Here is a 20199-nt window from a genome sequence, read left to right as displayed (position 1 = left end):
TCCTTTCAGCGACTGCGGAACCAAAGGATGAAGGGCAGGGCCACAACATACATCGTGATTCCGTATACCGCAGACGGCAGGGCCAGCGGGCTGAACCCGCTTTCCGTCCCGGTGATCAGTGCGGCCAGTGTAATCCCAAGTGTCGAGTTTTGTATGCCGGTTTCGATGGAAACAGTCTTGCTTTCGTTCCACGACAGCTTTGCGGCACGTGCCAGCCCCAACCCGATCAGCAAAAGCGCGACGTTCAACGTAATCAACCCAGCGCCCATGACGCCGAGGTTGTCGACGAACAGCTGCCAGTTTCCAGCCAGAGCAGCCATAACGATCAGCACGAATAATACGGTCGCAAGCTTGGACAGCCCGGGCTCGATCCGCTTTGCAAAATCTGTTGCAAAGCTGCGAAGTGTGACGCCAAGCGCCACGGGTAGCGTGGTGATCAGGAACATGGCGATTGCAAGCCCTGAGATGGACACCTCGGGTGCCGCATCGCCCATGAAATAGTTCACTGACCAGGCGGCAAGAAAGGGCACGGTAACCATCGAAAGCAGGCTGATGACGGCTGTCAAACTGACCGAAAGGGCCACATCACCTTTGGCCAGTTTCGACAAAATGTTGCTGGTCACACCGCCGGGGCAAAAACTGAGGATCATGAAGCCGACCGCGATCTCGGGCGGTAAGGCGAACACTATGACCGTGATGAAGGCTGCGACCGGCAGCAGCACAATCTGACACAACGCACCGATGGCGAAAGGATAGCGCCGGCTGAGTACGCGGCGGAAATCAGCTACCTCAAGCCCAACGCCCAGAGACAGCATGATAATGGCCAGCGACAGCGGCAGGCCGACATTAATTAGAAGATCCAAGAACAACTCCTCCCAAAGCCGTTCGGGTCACCCTAAGCGAGCGGTCGTGGATCAGGCAATAACGCCGTTGGGTCACCCATAGCGTTGGGCAAATCTGCGGAGGATTTCGGCCGGTTGCGTGACGTCCGCTGCGTGACAAATGTCGATCAGGCGCTGGGCGTCTTCGGGCGGAAAATAGCCGTGGTTCTTGTAGATATTGATGCGCTGCTCAAAATCGCGCGCGTCCGCCTCGGGGTGGAATTGCGTGGCATAAACATTCTGCCCCCAGCGGATCATCTGGAACGGGCAGGGGTCCGAGGCCAGCAGGTGGATGCACCCGCTCGGCAGCGCCTGCACGGCCTCTTTGTGGCCGACGAAGGCGTCGAATGTTCCGGTCAGCCCTGCCGTTAGCGGGTCTTGCGCTCCGTCTGCAGTCAGGTGGCAGGTCGAAGGTCCGACAGGTTCACCGTATTTCTCTTTGCTGACGTCACCGCCAAGATGGGCGACCAGAATGCCCAGCCCATAGCAACAGCCCATAAAGGGATGATCTTGTGCGATGATCTGCGGCATCAATCCCATGATGGCGCCTTCAATGCGCGCGTCGGCTTCGGATTTGGTTGCGGGGTCGTCACTGACGCATCCCGGTCCACCACCAACAATCACCCCAGCATAGTCAGTGACATTCAAATCGTCGGGCAAAGCCTCACAATCCAATCGGATGCGATGGGTCTGATCGGGAGTCAGCCCCGTTTTGTCCAGGATCGAGGTATATTCGGCATCCGAAGCATCGGTTTCCGGGCGCAGTTGCAGGATCAGAAATCGTTTCATGAAAGGCCTTTATCCGTCACAGTGGCCAGAATACAAGGATGGCGGGAATGGAAACGGCGATGATCAGGATTTCCAGCGGCAACCCCATGCGCCAATAATCACCAAACTGATACCCTCCGGGCCCCAGCACCAGCGTATTGTTCTTATGCCCGATCGGCGTCAGGAACGCGGCTGACGCAGCAACGGCAACCGTCATCAGGAACGGGTCGGGTGAAACCTCAAGCGTGCGGGCCATCTGGATGCCGACCGGAGCCGCAACAATGGCGGTAGCCGTATTGTTCAGCACGTCTGACAGGGTCATTGTGACCACCATCAACACGGTCAGAATGGCCCAGGCCGGCAGCCCGTCGGTCAATTGAATCAAAGCATTCGCAATCAGTTCTGTACCGCCGGAAGTCTCCAATGCGCTGCCTAGCGGGATCATTGAACCCAGCAGAACGACAACGGGCCACTCGATATGATTGTAGATATCGGCAATCGGCATGATCTTGGTCAGAACATAGGCGACAACGACCAACCCCAAAGCGATGGGCAGGTAGATCAGCCCGACACTGGCCGCCAGAACAGCTGCACCAAACAAGCCAATGGCAAGCCACGCTTTTTCGTTGGCGGTGACGTTCAGACCGCGTTCAGCAAGTGGCAAACAACCCAGCCATTCGGTCACATCGGCACTGCGGTCACGTGGGCACAGCAGCAACAGAATATCGCCCGCTTCAATCTGAGTTTTGCGGACCTGTTCGGTTATGCGGCGGCCCTGACGTGAAATCCCCATCAAAACGGTGCTTTGACGCCAAGCCAATCCTAGGCCCTGCGCGGTGCGACCGGTGACGCGTGCGTTCAACGGCACAACAACCTCAATCACCTCAAGACCGTCCCCTTCGGCGGTCAGCAATTCCTGACGGCGGGTATCCGAGAAATCGAGGTTCAGCGCGGTGCGAAATTCGTCTAGCGCCTCGGGGCGGGCCTCCAGCACCAAAGCGTCGCCCGGTTTGATTGTAGCATGGGCCGACCGGCCATAGCGCCGTTTTCCATCTCGAATAAGGCCGATGATGGCCACGTCGGATTTCTCGGCGGCCTCATAAAGTTCGCTGACACGTTTTCCGATTTGCGGCGACTCTGGCGGGACCGTCAGTTCCGCGATGTATTCGGCAAGGGTTTCCGAGGCCTCTTCCTGTGTTCCGCGATTGGGAATCAACCGCCATCCGACCAGCGCGACAAATGCTAGCCCGGCAATCGCGGCCAATCCACCAACGGGGGCGAAATCGAACATTCGGAACGGTTCACCCAAGGTCTCAGCCCGGATCGATGCGATGATGATGTTAGGGGGCGTTCCAATCAACGTGGCCATGCCGCCCAGAATAGTGGCAAAACTCAGCGGCATCAGGGTCAGGCCGACCGGTCGCCCCGCCTTGCGCGCGGTTTGGATATCGACCGGCATCAGCAGTGCCAGCGCAGCCACGTTGTTCATAAAGGCTGACAGAACAGCGCCAATCCCGCCCATCAGTGCGATGTGCGCGCCAAGCCCGCGCGAGGCATCGACCAGTGTGCGGGTGATCAGGAAAACAGCGCCGGAGCGCACCAACCCGGCCGAGACAACCAATACCAAAGCGACGATGATCGTGGCGGGGTGTCCGAACCCGGCAAAGGCGTCATCGACCGGCACAACACCCAGCGTAACTCCGATCAATAGCGCGGTGAAGGCCACAAGGTCGTATCGAAACTTCCCCCAAAGCAGCATTCCAAACACAGTGGCGAAAAGGGAAAAAAGAATAATCTGGTCTGTCGTCATGCGGCCACCATACCCTTCGCGGCGACTGTCGCAAGCCGCTCTCTTGATCCTTGGCCCCGCAAACGTCTATATGAGCGCCGAATACGCAATCACGATGACGAGGACGCAACATGGCAGGCCATTCCAAATGGGCCAACATCCAGCACCGCAAGGGGCGTCAGGACGCCGCGCGGTCCAAACTGTTTTCCAAACTGTCGAAAGAGATCACCGTCGCTGCCAAGATGGGCGACCCCGATCCTGAAAAAAACCCACGGCTGCGTTTGGCCGTGAAAGAAGCCAAGTCACAGTCGGTTCCAAAAGATGTCATCGACCGCGCGATCAAGAAATCGACGGCGGGCGAAGGCGATGAATACGAAGAGATCCGGTATGAGGGCTATGGCCCGAACGGTGTGGCGGTGATCGTCGAGACGATGACCGACAACCGCAATCGCACAGCGTCGACCGTGCGTTCGACCTTTTCCAAGAACGGCGGCAACCTGGGCGAAACCGGTTCAGTTGGCTTCATGTTCGAACGCAAGGGCGAAGTGGTTTATCCGGGTTCCGTCGGCGACGCGGACACCGTGTTCGAAGCCGCAATCGAAGCCGGTGCTGAAGATGTCGAAAGCTCGGAAGAAGGGCATATCATCTGGTGTGCCGATACCGACCTGAACGAAGTGTCGAGCGCCCTTGAAGCTGCGCTGGGGGAAACCGATTCCACCAAGCTGATCTGGAAGCCTACGACGACAACCGAGTTGGGTCTGGAAGACATGCAAAAGCTGATGAAGCTGGTCGATGCGCTGGAGGACGACGATGACGTTCAACGCGTGACGACGAATTTCGAAGCCACGGACGAAGTCATGGCTCAGCTCTGATCCGCATTGCAAGAAAAGCACGAAAAACTCGGTCTTTGGCCGGGTTTTCATTTTTGACACAGGGGGTTCTTGGCCGGTTACGTGGAACTGAGTACCATGGATTGATCAAACCCAAGTGGCGCGCCCTTTTGCGAGCCGAGGAACCCAAGCGCGCATATGACTGACAAGTCACTGGACACATCAAAAAGAAACGTTCCAGTCCTGGCTGGGCAAAGCATTCTGTCTCAGGTGGCGTGGACCCTTGGTAGCCCATCCGTGGTCTTGCCGTTTCTGGCCGTGTCGCTTGAGCTTCCGATGTACATAGCCGGCGCGCTGGTGTCGGTGCGGATGGTTGGCAGCATGATCTCGGATGTTTTCCTCGCGTATCCCATCGCAGCGCGTGACCGCAAGAAACGTGCAATCGCGATGACTGAGGTCGCAATCGGCGCCTGCCTGATTTTGGCTTTGTTGGTGGCCTCAACAGGTGTTGTTCCGGTCATAGGTGTGGCTTTTGTCGCGGCATTTTTCATGATCGGTTTGATCGAAGAAATTCAGTCGCTGATGTATACCGATCTGCTGGGCGATCAGGTGCGCTCCAAATCGCGGATGATCATGCATTATCTGCAGCTGGGGGTGGGTGGATTGGGCGCAATCGGATTGGCGTTGCTGGTTCACGAGATCACCAAAGAAAACCCACCGTTTTCGCGCCATTCCGCAGTCATCGCCGTTTCGGTAACATTCTTTGTCCTATCCGGCCTGTCGATTCTAATGATGTCCGAAACCGCCGGTCCCACCCAGGAACAGGGCGCAGAACGGGTCAAGAAGCGAAAGTTCCTGGATAACTTCACCGATATCGCTGCAATGTTCGATCAGCACTGGTTCCGCCGTTACATGATCATGCGCATGCCGCTTGTTGTCGTATCCCTGTCCGTACCGTTCTTTGCGCTGATCGCAGCCGAAGCGCACCACGATTCGGCCAGAGGGCTGACGGCGATGATCGTGTCGTCGGCGTCGGGGTATCTTGTATCTGCCCCACTGTGGCAATTGGTGAACATGAAATCGCATCGCGCCGTGATGGTCACCGGGAACCTGATGGTGGCACTGACGGGCGGTGCGCTTTTGTCCGTGCACTTTCTGGGCATGGACCATGACGTTCACTTACACGCCATTGCCTTGTTCGTTGTCACTGTTGCGGTGACAGGGATCAGCAGTGCCCGCAAGCTGTACTTCCTGGACGTTGCCCCAAAAGATCAGAGGGTCAAAGGTGCCGCAGCGATCAAGAGCATTTGCCGGATCTCTGGCGTATTGCTCTCGGCCGCGTTGGCAGGCGTTGCGCATTTGCACGAGGTCGCCTGGGCAATCGCCTTCATCGTCGCCACAAGCGTTTTCGCGGCGGTCGCCTGTTACCGTGTTGTTATTCCCAGCGAGAAAAAAGCGGTTCAGTCCTAGTCTGCCGTGTCAGCAGGAAGCAGGGCACCATTGGCGGCGCGTTTGACTGCGTCAGTCATCGGGGCCAACGCCGTGGATAGCACACGACCCACCTGCCAGGTCAGCCCTACGTCAAGATGCGCGCCCGGTACCAAAGGGCATAACCGGCCGTCTTCCAGCGCTGAGAGCGCAAGGTTTTCCGGATTCATTCCCCAACCAATCCCCGCAATGGCCGCTTCTACAAATCCCTGAGAGGACGGCAGGAAATGCGAAGGGGGTGATAGCCGTTGACCTGTCTGCCGGGTAATCCAGGCTTTTTGCAGCCCATCCTTGCGGTTGAATGTCAAACAGGTGGCGCGGGACAACGTGTCGACGTTTACACCGTCCGCGAACCATTTGCGCATGAAATCGGGGCTGGCCGTGGGGATGTACCGCAGGGCGCCAAGGGCGACGGCGTCGCTGCCTGGGACTGTATCACCTCCGACCGTTATGGCGGCGCTGACCTCTCCGCGCCTCAGCCATTCCGCCGAATGATCCTGATCGTCAACGACCAGATCGAACAGCAGGCCGTCGACCTGAGACATGACATTGATGAACCACGTCGCCAGGACGTCGGCTGGCACGGCGACGCGCACGCGCGCGGGGCCGTTGGTTTGATCAAGCGTCAGTTCGCGGGCCAGATGCGTCTCAAGTAGCCCGATGTCCTCAGCGTGTTGAGCGATGCGCAAACCCATCGGAGTACCCGTGCAGGGCGTTCCCCGATTGATCAGGGTTGCGCCGACAAGGTCTTCCAGCGCTTTGATCCGCTGTGATACCGCGGAAGGCGTAACCGCAAGTTCTGAGGCGGCCGCGTCAAAACTGCCATGACGCAGGATGGCAGACAACGCAGTCAGGTGGTTTGGATCCAGCAGCATTAGGCAGACTTAATTCAGGTCAGTTTCTTTAATTTGATAGATGCTTGGTAAGCAAGTAGTCAACGCCTCAGACTATCGGAGGTTTCATGTCCACATCCTTGATCGCAGGCTTTGTGCTTGGCTTCAGCCTGATCCTCGCCATTGGCGCGCAAAACGCCTTTGTTCTGCGTCAGGGATTGCGGCGCGAGCACGTATTCCCACTGTGCCTGACTTGCGCGGTGTCTGATGCCATTCTCATAGCCGCCGGCGTTGCGGGTTTCGGAACATTGGCGCACGCGTTGCCCTGGTTCGAGACCGTCATGCGGTATGGCGGGGCGATCTTTCTGATATGGTACGGTTTGCGCAGCCTGAATTCGGCCTGGCGCGGCGGAGCGGTGATGGAGATCGGCGAAGGGAAGCGGGTCAGCCTGAAATCTGTTTTGCTGACCGTTCTTGCGTTCACATGGCTGAACCCGCATGTCTATCTGGATACAGTTGTGCTGATTGGGTCAATCTCGGCGCAGTATGATGACCGGCTGGCCTTTGCGCTTGGGGCAATGACGTCCAGCTTTGTGTTCTTCTTTTCGCTGGGCTACGGGGCAGGGATGCTGTCCCCAATTTTCACAAGACCACGGGCGTGGCAGGTGCTGGATTTAATAATCGGCGTGGTCATGCTGGCAATTGCTGCAAAGCTCGTATTGATGTGACGGGTTGCCTCTACCAAGTATTCGGTGTTCAACCGTTAACATGTCAACTTTAACCGCCCAACACCGCCCCGTAGCTGGCATGCTCTGGATGTTTTCGGCAGGCTTGTCGTTTGTGGTCATGACCGCGTTGGTAAAGTCGCTGGGCTCCACGATGGACCCTACGCAGGCTGCGTTCCTACGCTTTGCCTTCGGCTTGATCTTTCTGTTGCCAGCGTTGCGCCTGGTGTTGAAAACCCACCTTACACGCAGCCACATCGTATTGCTGGGGACACGCGGTGTCGTCCACGCATTTGCAGTGATGCTGTGGTTCTTCTCGATGACCCAGATCCCGCTGGCCGAGGTTACGGCGATGAACTACATGACGCCGGTCTATGTCACGTTGGGGGCCGCATTGTTTCTGGGCGAAAAGCTGGCCATCCGTCGGATCGCCGCGATTGGCGTGGCACTGGTTGGCGTTCTGATAATCCTAAGGCCGGGTTTTCGTGAGATTTCACTGGGTCATATCACCATGCTGGGCACGGCCCTGACCCTGGGCGGATCTTATCTGATCGCCAAAGTGCTTGTGCGTGATCTGCCGCCGTCGGTCGTTGTGGCGCATATGTCGATCTGGGTGACCATAGCCTTGATCCCCTTTGCGATTGCAGTTTGGACCACGCCCAGCTTGCGCGACCTTGGCGTGCTGTTTCTGGTGGCCAGTTTTGCCACGGCGGGCCACTATTTCATGACGATCGCACTTAAGGCGGCCCCGGTTGCGGTCACACAGCCGGTTACGTTCCTGCAGCTGATCTGGGCCACCTTGTTGGGCGCGCTGGTCTTCAACGAAAGCATCGACATTTGGGTTGTCGCGGGTGGTACGGTGATTCTGTTGGCGGTCAGTTTCATTGCCTGGCGCGAAGCGGTTTTGAACCGCAGCAGCTTGACGACCCCCAGTATCGCACCCAAACTCTGACCGTTGACAGTTGCGTGAAACGTTATTGATTGACGAGTCAATAAAAACCCCTTAGCGTTTTCTCAAATACGCAAAGAGGGGATAGCGATGCCGAAACTCGGAATGGAGCCAATCCGCCGTGACGCGATCGTCAAGGCAACAATTGCCGAGCTCGGGTCGAAGAAATCCCTTGATGTAACTGTCAGCCAGATTGCCAAGCGGGCAGGCATGTCCAGTGCGTTGGCGCATCATTATTTCGGTGGCAAAGACCAGATCTTTCTGGCTGCCATGCGCCGCATCCTGTCGGACTTTGCCGACGAGGCTAGACAGGAGCTTAAGAATGCTGTCCCGCAAGAGCGCGCGCAGGCCATTATCCGGGCCTGTTTTGCACCATCATGTTTCACACCGGATGTCATCGCTGCGTGGATGACGTTCTACGTGCTGGCCCAAACGAATGATGACGCCTTGCGCCTGTGGCAAATCTATCAGGCGCGTATCCGGTCGAACCTGACACACGCCCTGCGTCCATTGCTGGGCGACCCGGCCGAGGCGGCCGAAAACATGATCGCCCTGATCGATGGGCTTTATATCCGCGCCGCACTCAGCGCGCCGGAAGAACCGCAGCTGGCGGTCAATCACGCGATGCGTGTCCTCAACACTCTGCTCGAGGCTGAAAAATGACAAAACCGAACATTCTGATCCTGATGGTGGATCAGCTTAACGGGACCCTCTTTCCAGACGGTCCCGCTGACTGGCTTCACGCTCCGAACCTGAAGAAGCTGGCTGAACGGTCGACCCGGTTTGCCAACGCCTATACCGCGTCGCCCCTGTGCGCGCCGGGGCGGGCCAGCTTTATGTCCGGTCAGCTGCCTTCGCGCACGGGTGTTTATGACAACGCCGCAGAATTCCGCAGCGACATCCCAACATATGCGCACCATCTGCGCCGTGCGGGCTACTACACCTGCCTGTCCGGCAAAATGCACTTTGTCGGCCCAGATCAGATGCACGGGTTTGAGGACCGCCTGACAACCGATATCTACCCGGCTGATTTTGGCTGGACGCCGGACTATCGCAAACCGGGTGAGCGTATTGACTGGTGGTACCACAATATGGGCTCGGTGACGGGCGCAGGCGTGGCCGAAATCTCCAACCAGATGGAGTACGACGACGAGGTCGCCTACAACGCCAAGGCCAAGCTTTATGATCTGGCGCGCGGCAAGGATGACCGCCCGTGGTGCGTGACCGTCAGCTTTACCCACCCGCACGACCCTTACGTGGCGCGCCGCAAGTATTGGGATCTATACGAAGATTGCGAGCACCTGCAGCCCGAGGTTGCGGACATTGGCTATGACAATCAGGACCCGCACTCAAAGCGTATCTTTGATGCCAATGATTGGCGCAGCTTCGACATCACGGAAGAAGACATCCGCAAGTCGCGCCGCGCGTATTTTTCCAATATCTCGTATCTGGACGACAAGATCGGTGAAATCCTCGAGGTGCTGGAAACAACCCGGCAAGAGGCGATCATCATGTTTGTCTCGGATCACGGCGACATGCTGGGTGAACGGGGCCTGTGGTTCAAAATGAACTTCTACGAGGGATCGGCACGCGTGCCGTTGATGATTGCCGCGCCGGATATGCCGGCAGGCCGTATCGACACACCGGTTTCGACAATCGACGTCACGCCAACCCTTGGCGCACTGGCGGGTGTAGATATGGCCGAGATCGCGCCGTGGACCGATGGTGAAGACCTTGTACCACTGGCCAATGGCACCGAACGGACTGCTCCGGTGAAGATGGAATACGCGGCCGAAGGCTCGTATGCGCCGCTGGTTTCGCTGCGCTATGGCAAGTGGAAATACAATCGCTGCGCACTGGACCCTGATCAGTTGTACGACCTTGAGGCTGACCCGCATGAGTTGGAAAACCTCGCGGAAAATCCCGAACACGCAGGTACACTGGAAACTTTGCGCGCGAAATCTCAGGCGCGTTGGGACTTGGATAAATTCGACGCGGATGTCCGCGCCAGCCAGGCGCGCCGCTGGGTTGTTTACGAGGCGCTGCGGCAGGGCGGGTATTACCCATGGGATTACCAGCCACTGCAGAAGGCATCCGAGCGCTACATGCGCAATCACATGGATCTGAATGTCGTCGAGGAAAACGCCCGCTACCCGCGCGGCGAGTAACCTCTTCACCTTTTTGAAAATACTCCTGCCGAACGGTTCAAAACGCAGTTCGGCAGGATATGGAGACCTGAAAATGGAAGCAGATTTCGTCATCGTCGGCGCAGGATCCGCAGGTTGCGCGATGGCATATCGCCTGAGCGAGGCCGGGGCCTCGGTTCTGGTGATCGAGCATGGTGGCACCGATGCCGGACCGTTCATCCAGATGCCAGCGGCGCTGAGCTATCCGATGAACATGCCGATGTATGACTGGGGTTACAAGTCCGAGCCCGAGCCGCACCTGAATAACCGCGAACTGGCCTGCCCGCGCGGCAAGGTGATTGGCGGCTCGTCTTCGATCAATGGTATGGTCTACGTTCGTGGCCACGCGCGCGATTTCGATACATGGGCCGAGATGGGCGCCGATGGCTGGTCCTTTGCGGATGTTCTTCCGTACTACAAACGCATGGAGACCTGGCATGATGGTGGCCACGGCGGTGATCCGACATGGCGCGGCACCGATGGCCCGCTGCATGTTTCTCGCGGACCGCGCGAGAACCCTCTATTTCAGGCTTTCGTCGATGCGGGTCAGCAGGCGGGGTACGAGGTTACCGGCGACTACAACGGTGAAAAGCAGGAAGGCTTTGGCCCGATGGAACAAACCGTCTGGAAAGGACGGCGTTGGTCGGCGGCGAATGCCTATCTGAAACCTGCGCTCAAGCGCGACAACTGCGATATCGTGCGCGGACTGGCCTCAAGGGTGGTTATGGAAAATGGCCGCGCAATTGGAGTGGAATTGATCCGAGGTGGCAAGACTGAGGTCATCCGCGCTCGGCGCGAAGTGGTTCTTGCCGCGTCCTCCATCAACTCTCCCAAGCTGCTGATGTTGTCAGGCATCGGTCCGGCAGCGCATCTGGCCGAGCATGGGATCGACATCGTGGCGGATCGCCCGGGTGTGGGTGCGAACCTTCAGGACCATCTGGAGCTTTACATCCAGCAGGCATCCCTACAGCCGATCACGCTGTACAAACACTGGAATCTGATCAGCAAAGGTCTGATCGGGGCGCAGTGGCTGTTCACAAAAACCGGTCTGGGTGCATCCAACCAATTCGAAAGTGCGGCTTTCATTCGGTCCAAACCGGGCGTGGAATACCCGGATATTCAATATCACTTCCTGCCAATTGCCGTTCGCTATGATGGCCAGGCGGCGGCCGAAGGTCATGGGTTCCAGGCGCATGTCGGACCGATGCGCTCGCCGTCGCGCGGGGCGGTGACGCTGCGGTCAGCCAATGTCGAAGACAGGCCAGTGATCCGATTCAACTACATGAGCCATGAAGAGGATTGGGCAGATTTTCGCACCTGTATTCGCCTGACGCGTGAGATTTTCGGACAGGATGCGTTCAAACCTTATTCCGGTAAAGAAATCCAACCTGGTGCGGATGTGCAGTCTGACGACGCGCTCAATGCATTTATCGCGGAACATGCCGAAAGCGCGTATCACCCTTGTGGAACCTGCCGGATGGGTCGGGCTGATGACAAAAACGCTGTGGTCGATCCCGAGGGGCGCGTTATTGGCGTGGACGGGCTGCGCGTTGCCGACAGCTCCATCTTCCCGCAGATCACCAATGGCAATCTGAACGCGCCATCTATCATGGTGGGTGAGAAGATGTCCGATCATCTGTTGGGTAAGAATGCCCTGCCAGCAGCCAATGACCAACCTTGGATTAATCCCCAATGGGCGGTTGCACAGCGATGATCGAAAGAATGATTTGATCCGCGTCAAAGATTGACGGGGACCGGACGAATAGACTTGAATCGCAACAACATGTTTTGAGGAGCGAACAGGAATGTCCCATACCCCGCACGAACTGGCTGAAGAGTTTCCGGACAAGGTTGAGCTGATGAGCCAACTCAAGCAGACGGACGCTCACTTTGCGCGGCTGGCGGATGAATACCATGAGATTAACCGCGAAGTGCATCGAGCCGAAACGAATGTCGAGCCGATGGATGATCTTGCTGAAACGGACCTGCGTAAGAAACGTGCGGGTTTGAAAGACGAGATCTGGGCTATCCTGTCGAAAGCCTGAGGCATGTCGGGGGCTCCGCCCCCGGTCGCGGCAGGCCGCGCCTCCCCCGGGATATTGTCAGGCCAGGTAAAGATCAGGTGACTTCATAGGGCAGGGTGCCGCGGGTATGGGCGTCTATCGTTAAGCGTCTTTCCAATGGCGGAACCGATCGCTGATGACAATTCTGCCGCTCGCAGATGCGGCAGGATATGCCAATTGGCTCGTAGGCGCTGGCGTTTTTGAAGTCCAGATTGTCGGCATAAACCAGCGCCTCGGCGTGACGCACTTCGCACCCAAGGGCAATGGCATAACGACGTACCGGTGCACCGTATGAGCCTCCGGATTTCGACACGTCCCGAGCCAGAGAAATATACTGAACGCCATCGGGTGTTTCTGCAAGCTGACGCAGAAAGTGGCCGGGTGTTTCGAAGGCGCGGTGCACGTTCCATAAGGGGCAGGCGCCGCCGAACCGGGCAAATTGCAGGCGCGTGGCCGAGTGTCTTTTGGTGATCGTTCCGGCCTGATCAACGCGAACGAAAAAAAACGGAATGCCTTTTGCGCCAGGGCGTTGCAGGGTCGACAACCTGTGCGCCACCTGTTCGATCGATGCGCCAAACCGGTTGCTAAGCAGTTCAAGGTCGTGACGATATTCCTGTGCTGTGGCCAGAAATTTGGCATAAGGCATCAGTGATGCGCCGGCGAAGTAATTTGCCAGCCCGATCTTGGCAATGGCACGGGCCTCATCGCTGTGAAATTTGGCAAAATCCAGCGTTGCTTCAAGAAGTTTGTCCTGACTGATCAGTGCAACCTGCAACAACAACTGAAACACCTGAGTTTGTGGTGCGGTTCTGGACGAAAGCTGCAGTGTTTTGTTTTCTGGGTCGTACTTTCGGGTTTCATCGATATCCGGGAATTGTACCCGGATGCCGCGCTCCGCGAGGCCGTCCAGGGCTGCGGCGCGTATGCCACCTGCATCCTCGGCGCGCCCGGCAAATCGTTCAGCCGCGCGGTCCACCGCGTCGATATAGTTGTCGCAATAGTGGAAGAAGTCCCGCACTTCCTCCCATGGGCTGGCCTGGATTTGCGCGTCTTCGCGCCCCAATGCTTCATCAAGAGAGGCCAGGCGTTCATGCGTCTGACGATAGGTGCGGTGCAGAGCAATGAAGGCTCGTGCCAGAGCGGGTGCGTTTGAAGCCGTCAGGCGGAGATCGGCGAGTGGCGGAACGGCATCGTCAAAGACCGGATCGGCCAATGCCTCGCGCATGTCCGAGACCAGGCGTTCACTGTCGCCGGTGCTCAACTCGGTGACATCCATTCCGAATTCTTGCGCCAGCGCCAGAACGACCGTGGTCGAAATCGGACGGTTGTTGTTCTCCATCTGGTTTAGATAGGGCAGGGAAACACCCAGTTTGGCGGCAAATTCCTTTTGGGTCAGTGACAAGCGCGTACGCATTTCGCGTAGCTTTGCACCTGCATAGAGTTTCTGAGTCGCCATGTTGGGCCTTTGCAACTTTCCTAATTCGGCAAGCTAACTTTGCAAACCGTCATAGGCAAGCCATTCAAAGGCCCAGTTGCCGTTCGCGTCGAATGACGGACAATATTGCGCATACTGCCAGGACCGAGGTTGCCAGCATCAACCACAGCAGGGGCATTGCTCCAGTTTCATGGGTTAGCAAGGCTCCTGCAAGCGCGCTGAGGCCCGCGCCGCCGCCCAGCATGATCGCTCCACTCAGTCCGGATGCTGTGGCGGCCAGATGCGGTCGCACCGAAAGTGCGCCCGACGTTGCGTTGGGAATCGTCATGCCGTTTCCAATGCCTACAAAGGTCATGAAGCCGAAAAAGCTAAGCGCCGTTCCGAAACCGGCCAGAAACAAGATCGCGGACATTGCAACGCCTGCTGCGTTCAGCCAGCAGCCCCAAAGTACCATTCGATTGACGCCGAAGTGAACGGAATAGCGACCGCTGAAGAAATTGCCAAAAAAGTACCCTACGGCTGGGGCGCCAAAGTAGATGCCGACCTCGGCGGCGCTGAGGCCGAATAGTTCGGTGCCGATAAAGGGAGCGCCGCCCAGATAGGCAAAGAAGGCGCCAGACGACAGCGCGGATGACAGCGAATAGCCCCAAAATCGCGGGGAACCCAGCAGTTCGGGGTATTCCCGGAATTGTTGAACCAGTGTTTTGCCGCTCTTGGCTGAGGTTTCGCCAAAATCTAAGTAAGTTAGCACCAGCGTCATTACGCCAAGAACGAAGGGCAGCCAGAAGTTGGCTTTCCAGCCAAAGCTCTCCTCCAACAGGCCTCCGATCGCGGGTCCGATCATGGGGACAATGGCCATGCCCATCGTTACATAACCGATCATCGACGCCGCCTGGTCCTGATCATATAGGTCCCGAACCGCCGCACGGCTAAGAACCATGCCGACCACGATGATTGCCTGACACATTCTGAAAACAAGAAAAACCTGGACGTTGGGTGCATGGATGCAGCCCAACGTAGCCACTAAAAAAAGGACCAACCCCCAAAGTAGAACGGGACGGCGCCCCGCCTTGTCGGCAATTGGTCCGATCAGGATCTGAAGCACCGCATTGACCAGCAGGTACAGGGCAATCGACAGTTGCATGACCTTGTAGTCGGCCTGAAAGTGCAGTGCCATATTGGGCAGGCTCGGCAAAAACAGATTGAGGCTGAGCGCGGACAATCCGGACAGCAAAACCAGAGTGGTAATTTTAGGAGGCGAGCGATGCGCCGACGAAGAACTAAACTGCATAGTTCACGTGTATAGTCACCACGGATCAGAATGCCATCCATCACGCGTTTTGTGAGTGAAAATTAGCAAGTTTACAATATTCACCAAGATGATTGGATAAGATTTGCAAATTTGCCGAAAGATACTTTGGTCTCGCGGCATCTGCGTATAGTGTCCGGCCAGATTTTACAGGGGATCATCGTTATGAAAGACATCCTTTCCGAACTTGAAGACCGTCGCGACAACGCGCGGCTGGGTGGTGGACAAAAGCGCATCGACGCACAGCACTCGCGCGGCAAACTGACTGCGCGGGAACGGGTCGAACTGTTGCTGGATGAAGGCAGCTTTGAAGAATTTGACATGTTTGTCAGCCATCGGTGCGCCGATTTCGGGATGGAGAAGCAAAGGCCAGCGGGTGACGGTGTCGTTACTGGCTGGGGTACTATCAATGGTCGCATGGTTTATGTGTTCAGCCAGGACTTTACGGTCTTTGGCGGCTCGCTTTCGGAAACCCATGCTCAGAAGATCTGCAAGATCATGGATATGGCCGTTCAGAACGGTGCACCGGTGATTGGCATTAACGACTCGGGCGGGGCGCGAATTCAGGAAGGCGTGGCGTCGCTGGCTGGTTATGCCGAGGTGTTCCAGCGCAACATCATGGCGTCAGGCGTGGTTCCGCAGATCAGCGTGATCATGGGGCCCTGTGCTGGTGGCGCAGTCTACAGCCCGGCGATGACCGACTTTATCTTCATGGTCAAAGACACCTCGTACATGTTTGTGACCGGCCCCGACGTGGTCAAGACGGTCACAAACGAAGTCGTTACCGCCGAGGAGCTGGGTGGGGCGTCGACCCATACCAAGAAATCCTCGGTTGCTGACGGAGCGTTTGAGAACGACGTCGAAGCATTGGCCGAGGTGCGCCGTTTGGTTGATTTCCTGCCGCTCAACAACCGCGAAAAGCCGCCAGTGCGCCCGTTCTTTGACGAACCCGACCGTCTGGAAACCTCGCTGGATACATTGATCCCCGACAACCCTAATACGCCGTACGACATGAAGGAACTCATCACCAAAGTGGCGGATGAGGGTGATTTCTACGAAATTCAGGAGGATTTTGCTAAAAACATCATCACAGGGTTCATCCGGCTTGAAGGGCAGACAGTGGGCGTTGTAGCCAATCAGCCGATGATCCTGGCCGGTTGTTTGGACATCGACAGCTCGCGCAAGGCCGCGCGGTTTGTGCGGTTCTGCGATTGCTTCGAAATTCCGATCCTGACGCTGGTGGATGTACCTGGATTCCTGCCGGGGACGTCGCAGGAATATGGCGGAGTGATCAAGCACGGCGCCAAGCTGTTGTTTGCCTACGGTGAAGCCACGGTGCCAAAAGTTACCGTCATCACCCGTAAGGCTTATGGTGGTGCCTATGATGTTATGGCGTCCAAGCACCTGCGCGGTGACTTCAACTATGCCTGGCCTACAGCCGAAATCGCGGTGATGGGCGCAAAGGGCGCGACCGAGATCATTCACCGTGCCGATCTGGGCGATGCCGAGAAAATTGTGCAGCACACGCAGGATTATGAGGACAGGTTTGCGAACCCGTTTGTCGCGGCCGAGCGTGGCTTTATCGATGAGGTGATCATGCCTCAATCGACCCGCCGTCGCGTTTCGCGGGCCTTTGCCAGCTTGCGGAACAAGCACGTGAAAAACCCGTGGAAAAAGCACGACAACATCCCTCTTTGAGGGGATGTGCAAGGAAATCTGCCCGGCCAAAACGGTTTGGACAGCGTCTCGGACAAACGGTCAGGGCAGATTACTTGGGTGCAAAATTGACTTTGAGGCCACAACTGCTAATGAGTTGCCCAATCAGACATAGAACAGCGCGGGCCGAAAGCCAGGCGCGCGCGATCCCGGAGAGAGGAGCTCGCCTGTGGCGGGTCCGGGATCGCGCTTTAGCTGTTGTACTGTCGGTTTTTGCGGTCCCCGTTCTGGCTGATTCCGAAAACCTGTTGCCGGTCCCGTCCGGACAGCCAGTGCACCTGAGCGACGTTCTGCTGGACAATAACCCCGGTGAGCTTTGGGTGCGGTTTCGCTTTATTGCGCCCAAGATCGGTTCGGACATTGGCCGGATCGGGTACGATATCGCCTCGGTCGACATGGAACATCTGTGCCAGACGCTTGCGGTTACTTATGTGGCTAAATACGAACTGGACGCTGCCCGGGTGGTCATTTCCCTGTCTGACCGGCCCATCGAATTCGGCCGTACATCCCCTGATGCCACGCAGTTCTTTGAAGCCTACCGGCTGGAACAGTCCCGGTGTATCTGGGAGGGGCTTTGACCATGAATCGCGCTATTCATCCCGTCAGGGCATTTCTGAACAGCTACGCGGCTTTGGAGGTGCGCACCATGACATCATCCTGTGACGGATGTGAATATCTGATCCCCATGACCCCTTGTGCAACTGAGGTGGAACCATGCTGAAACATCGCGGATTTCCCGGGCGCCTGCCGGGAACTGACTTTCAGTTCATTATTCGTCGGGCCAATCCCAAAGGCGTGACGCCCCTGACCCGCCGCGAGCGGTTTCGAGATCGTAAACCCGCGGACAAGCGCGCGGATGCGGCTTTTATGGAAGCCCTGTGGGCGCATTTTGGCGACCAACCGTTTGAGAGGGGCAATTTGGATGCTGGCCGTCTTTGCTGGCTCTTCGAACGCGAAGTCATTCCGGCCGAAGATCCTTTTGATCCAGCTAGTTACGACGCGCTTTTGGTCATTGATCCGAATGTGGGCCGGATTTCCTTCCCCGAAATTTTTGACGGGGTGCGCTGATCGTGCCAACCGCTGTCGCCCATAACGCGGTGAGGCCTTCCAGGCCAAAAACCCTGCCCGTGTCGGGGCAGGGTCGGTATGTGTGGTCAGAAGTTCAGTTGCGCCGCCAATTGAATTCGGTTGCTGTCAAAGGTGCGTCCGGTCGGTGCATCGTTCCGCTCACCATAGAAGTATTCGGCGCTAAGCGTCAGATTGTCTGTCGCTTTGTAAAAGGCGTTCACGTGGATCGTTTCAATTTCGGTAAAGGACAAGGTCCCGGTCGAGGTCGGCAGGTCGTAATTCTCTTGCCCATAGGCGATGCCGACGTTCCATTTGGGGCTCAGTTCCTGGCGGAATTCCACGGTAAATCCATCCACGTCGTTGGCCTGTCCGTTGACGATGGCGTCACCGGCAGCGATCAGGTAGGGGCCCAAAGCCTCGCCGTCGACATAGTTGACCTGAAACAGACCGCCTTGCCAGGGCCGGATGCCAGCCGAGAGGGTATAGCCGGTCTGATCCACTTCGACCGCGCTGGATTGGGCCTTACCATACAAAGCCGAGGCTCGGGCCAGGTAGGTACCGTTGTTGTATTCGATGGATCCGGTCAGGACGGGATCATTCGAATCCGACCCGCCAACGTTTTCCTCGATCGCCACCGCAAAGGTTGTGTTCGAGCCCAGCGTGTTCGTATAGCGCACCTGAGGGACGCGGGCGAAAGGAATGCCAACGGGGCCGTTGAATTCGACTGTCGTGGGATAGGTGTCCAACGGCTGGAAGTTGGTCCAGAATTGACCGATCAACCAGTTGTCACCAATACGGATATTGGCGTGGCGCAGGCGCAATTCAGCAGGCCCATCCGTCCCGCCGGAAAACAGGTCCAGTTCCAGCTGGCCCGCAATATCGCCGATGGCAGACGGCGTATTGGTCCGAAGCCCGATGCGCGATTGGCGCACGGTAGCCCCAAAGGTGCCGCTGGTCGCGTTTGCTGGCTCGCCTATTCGGGTCGCATCAGCAAGATCGCCCAGTTCAAAGTCCGTGTCGTAGAAGAAATCAGCCTTAACGTACCCATAAACATCAAGAGTGGTGTTTCCGATTCGAAGATCGCCAGTGCCAGCGCCGGGATTTGCGGCCTCGAGGGCTTCGACGCGGGCACGCAGGGCATCAAGTTCCGTTTGCGTCTGGGCGTCTTGGGCGAAAGCAGCCGCGCCGGACATGCCAAGCGCGGACACGGCAAGCAGCAACGCCGTTTTTCTCTTTGCAATCATGTGGATATTTCCTTGTGTGCGAGTGTGCAGGGGTACCGTTCCACGCAAGAGAACTTGAGGGAAATCACGAGAACGGGATGGGAATCTCCTAGTTTCTCAAGGAAACGTGCAAAATTATCGGGCCGTTTTCACCCTAAGGTGAACAGATCGGTTAACCCTTTGCGTTTGAAAAGACAAATTCAAGCGCCCTTTTTCGCAACCCGTGATGTTGCAGGCGCAGAAACAGACCAATTGCTGAGGAAAAGTAACAGCAACGTGACGGCATTGGCCTCGCGTTTCCCCCCAAAAACTGCATCCGATCTCGGCGCGATTCTGCGCGCGCATTCGCCCAATGGGCGATTTCCAGCCGGAATCCTGACCGGAAACAATACTTTGTTTACGCATTTGATTGTGCCAAGCAACCTGACCAAGCCGTGCGGCTCTACTTTGCCTGCGTCGCACAAGCACCTACTATTCCGTACCCCTTCCTTCCGCGGGCAGGCTTGTGATGTTCACAAAGTCCTGCCCGCGTTTTTCTTTGCGCAATATCCAAGCGTAAAGCGGCACAAATCTGCGCAAAACTCTGTTCAGGACGGCCTGTTATTGAATAACAAGGTCGAAATCGGACATCTGCCCCGGAACGCATCAAGAATTCCAAAGGGGCAGATATCATGCGAATCTCGAAACTCGTTCTTGCAATGGCGACCTGCGCAGGCCTTGCCGCCTGTGGTGACACGACGGGCGAACAGGCGCTGCTTGGCGGTGGCGCAGGCGCCGTCGGGGCGGCTGTTGTCAGCGCCGATCCGCTGTTCGGCGCGGTTGTCGGCGCGGCGGGCAACGTCCTGTACTGCAAGACACAAAACAACTGTAGGTAATACCGGGTTTTTCGGGGCGCGCGTCGCCCCGACCGTAATCGCGCATCACGCCGCCGTGGGG

Annotated in this window: 19 protein-coding genes; 12 read left to right on the top strand and 7 right to left on the bottom strand. The window is 57.2% G+C overall.

Going from position 1 to position 20199, the window contains the following annotated elements; all coding sequences use genetic code 11:
* Window positions 1-5: 5 nt before the first annotated feature.
* The 3 genes from AC2FLJ_RS05185 to AC2FLJ_RS05175 form a co-directional block, all read right to left on the bottom strand.
* A complete protein-coding gene (locus AC2FLJ_RS05185; RefSeq protein ID WP_496704681.1) occupies window positions 6-863 on the bottom strand; it encodes a bile acid:sodium symporter family protein in 858 nt (285 codons plus the stop codon).
* A gap of 72 nt (window positions 864-935) precedes the next feature.
* On the bottom strand, window positions 936-1670 hold the full coding sequence (locus tag AC2FLJ_RS05180) for a glutamine amidotransferase (RefSeq protein ID WP_496704680.1): 735 nt from the start codon (window positions 1668-1670) through the stop codon (window positions 936-938).
* A 16-nt stretch (window positions 1671-1686) separates the two neighbouring features.
* Window positions 1687-3459 (bottom strand): SLC13 family permease, encoded by a 1773-nt coding sequence (locus AC2FLJ_RS05175; protein ID WP_496696013.1) that lies wholly within the window; start codon window positions 3457-3459, stop codon window positions 1687-1689.
* Window positions 3460-3569: 110 nt separating this feature from the next.
* On the opposite strand from AC2FLJ_RS05175, the gene AC2FLJ_RS05170 reads away from it, so the two are divergent.
* Together AC2FLJ_RS05170 and AC2FLJ_RS05165 are read left to right on the top strand one after the other, a co-directional pair.
* Window positions 3570-4310, top strand: coding sequence for a YebC/PmpR family DNA-binding transcriptional regulator (locus tag AC2FLJ_RS05170; protein WP_058275643.1), 741 nt, complete (start codon window positions 3570-3572; stop codon window positions 4308-4310).
* Between the two features lie 156 nt (window positions 4311-4466).
* Entirely contained in the window at window positions 4467-5738 is a 1272-nt protein-coding gene (locus AC2FLJ_RS05165) for an MFS transporter (RefSeq protein ID WP_496704678.1), read from the top strand.
* Here AC2FLJ_RS05165 and AC2FLJ_RS05160 read toward each other — a convergent pair.
* A complete protein-coding gene (locus tag AC2FLJ_RS05160; RefSeq protein ID WP_282151672.1) occupies window positions 5735-6631 on the bottom strand; it encodes a LysR family transcriptional regulator ArgP in 897 nt (298 codons plus the stop codon). The genes AC2FLJ_RS05165 and AC2FLJ_RS05160 overlap by 4 nt on opposite strands.
* Before the next feature lie 86 nt (window positions 6632-6717).
* Here AC2FLJ_RS05160 and lysE point away from each other — a divergent pair, with 86 nt between their 5' ends.
* The 6 genes from lysE (at window position 6718) to AC2FLJ_RS05130 (ending at window position 12494) form a co-directional block, all read left to right on the top strand.
* Entirely contained in the window at window positions 6718-7317 is a 600-nt protein-coding gene (lysE, locus tag AC2FLJ_RS05155) for an L-lysine exporter (RefSeq protein ID WP_496704676.1), read from the top strand.
* A 40-nt stretch (window positions 7318-7357) separates the two neighbouring features.
* Window positions 7358-8266: a DMT family transporter gene (locus AC2FLJ_RS05150; RefSeq protein ID WP_282151670.1), complete on the top strand. Its 909-nt coding sequence runs from the start codon at window positions 7358-7360 to the stop codon at window positions 8264-8266.
* 87 nt (window positions 8267-8353) lie between these two features.
* Window positions 8354-8926: a choline-binding transcriptional repressor BetI gene (betI, locus tag AC2FLJ_RS05145; RefSeq protein WP_108859390.1), complete on the top strand. Its 573-nt coding sequence runs from the start codon at window positions 8354-8356 to the stop codon at window positions 8924-8926.
* The gene (gene betC, locus AC2FLJ_RS05140) at window positions 8923-10431 is read left to right on the top strand and encodes a choline-sulfatase (RefSeq protein WP_496704673.1); all 1509 of its coding nucleotides are present in this window, start codon (window positions 8923-8925) and stop codon (window positions 10429-10431) included. Before betI ends, betC begins: the two co-directional genes overlap by 4 nt.
* Before the next feature lie 73 nt (window positions 10432-10504).
* Window positions 10505-12163 (top strand): choline dehydrogenase, encoded by a 1659-nt coding sequence (gene betA / locus AC2FLJ_RS05135; protein WP_496696004.1) that lies wholly within the window; start codon window positions 10505-10507, stop codon window positions 12161-12163.
* 91 nt (window positions 12164-12254) lie between these two features.
* Window positions 12255-12494 (top strand): HP1242/YdcH family protein, encoded by a 240-nt coding sequence (locus AC2FLJ_RS05130; protein WP_170558723.1) that lies wholly within the window; start codon window positions 12255-12257, stop codon window positions 12492-12494.
* 73 nt (window positions 12495-12567) lie between these two features.
* Here AC2FLJ_RS05130 and AC2FLJ_RS05125 read toward each other — a convergent pair whose 3' ends face one another.
* Together AC2FLJ_RS05125 and AC2FLJ_RS05120 are read right to left on the bottom strand one after the other, a co-directional pair.
* Window positions 12568-13968 (bottom strand): helix-turn-helix domain-containing protein, encoded by a 1401-nt coding sequence (locus AC2FLJ_RS05125; protein WP_496696002.1) that lies wholly within the window; start codon window positions 13966-13968, stop codon window positions 12568-12570.
* A gap of 64 nt (window positions 13969-14032) precedes the next feature.
* Window positions 14033-15238 carry a multidrug effflux MFS transporter gene (locus tag AC2FLJ_RS05120; RefSeq protein WP_496696000.1) on the bottom strand — a complete coding sequence of 402 codons (1206 nt, stop codon included), beginning with the start codon at window positions 15236-15238 and terminating at the stop codon, window positions 14033-14035.
* A 183-nt stretch (window positions 15239-15421) separates the two neighbouring features.
* On the opposite strand from AC2FLJ_RS05120, the gene AC2FLJ_RS05115 reads away from it, so the two are divergent.
* The 3 genes from AC2FLJ_RS05115 to AC2FLJ_RS05105 all read left to right on the top strand — a co-directional run bounded on the left by AC2FLJ_RS05115 (window position 15422) and on the right by AC2FLJ_RS05105 (window position 18040).
* Window positions 15422-16954 (top strand): acyl-CoA carboxylase subunit beta, encoded by a 1533-nt coding sequence (locus AC2FLJ_RS05115; protein ID WP_496695998.1) that lies wholly within the window; start codon window positions 15422-15424, stop codon window positions 16952-16954.
* A gap of 110 nt (window positions 16955-17064) precedes the next feature.
* A complete protein-coding gene (locus AC2FLJ_RS05110) occupies window positions 17065-17550 on the top strand; it encodes a DUF6497 family protein (protein ID WP_282168867.1) in 486 nt (161 codons plus the stop codon).
* A gap of 136 nt (window positions 17551-17686) precedes the next feature.
* Window positions 17687-18040 (top strand): hypothetical protein, encoded by a 354-nt coding sequence (locus AC2FLJ_RS05105; protein ID WP_058276835.1) that lies wholly within the window; start codon window positions 17687-17689, stop codon window positions 18038-18040.
* Between the two features lie 86 nt (window positions 18041-18126).
* Here AC2FLJ_RS05105 and AC2FLJ_RS05100 read toward each other — a convergent pair whose 3' ends face one another.
* Window positions 18127-19284 (bottom strand): DcaP family trimeric outer membrane transporter, encoded by a 1158-nt coding sequence (locus AC2FLJ_RS05100; protein ID WP_496695994.1) that lies wholly within the window; start codon window positions 19282-19284, stop codon window positions 18127-18129.
* Between the two features lie 650 nt (window positions 19285-19934).
* Between AC2FLJ_RS05100 and AC2FLJ_RS05095 the strand changes: the two genes are divergently transcribed.
* Window positions 19935-20138 carry a hypothetical protein gene (locus AC2FLJ_RS05095; RefSeq protein ID WP_058275656.1) on the top strand — a complete coding sequence of 68 codons (204 nt, stop codon included), beginning with the start codon at window positions 19935-19937 and terminating at the stop codon, window positions 20136-20138.
* Window positions 20139-20199: the final 61 nt, after the last annotated feature.

Source organism: Ruegeria sp. CDSA034 (assembly GCF_059612275.1).
The sequence above is the reverse complement of the archived record's forward strand: the minus strand, read 5'-3'. Positions and strand labels throughout refer to the sequence as shown.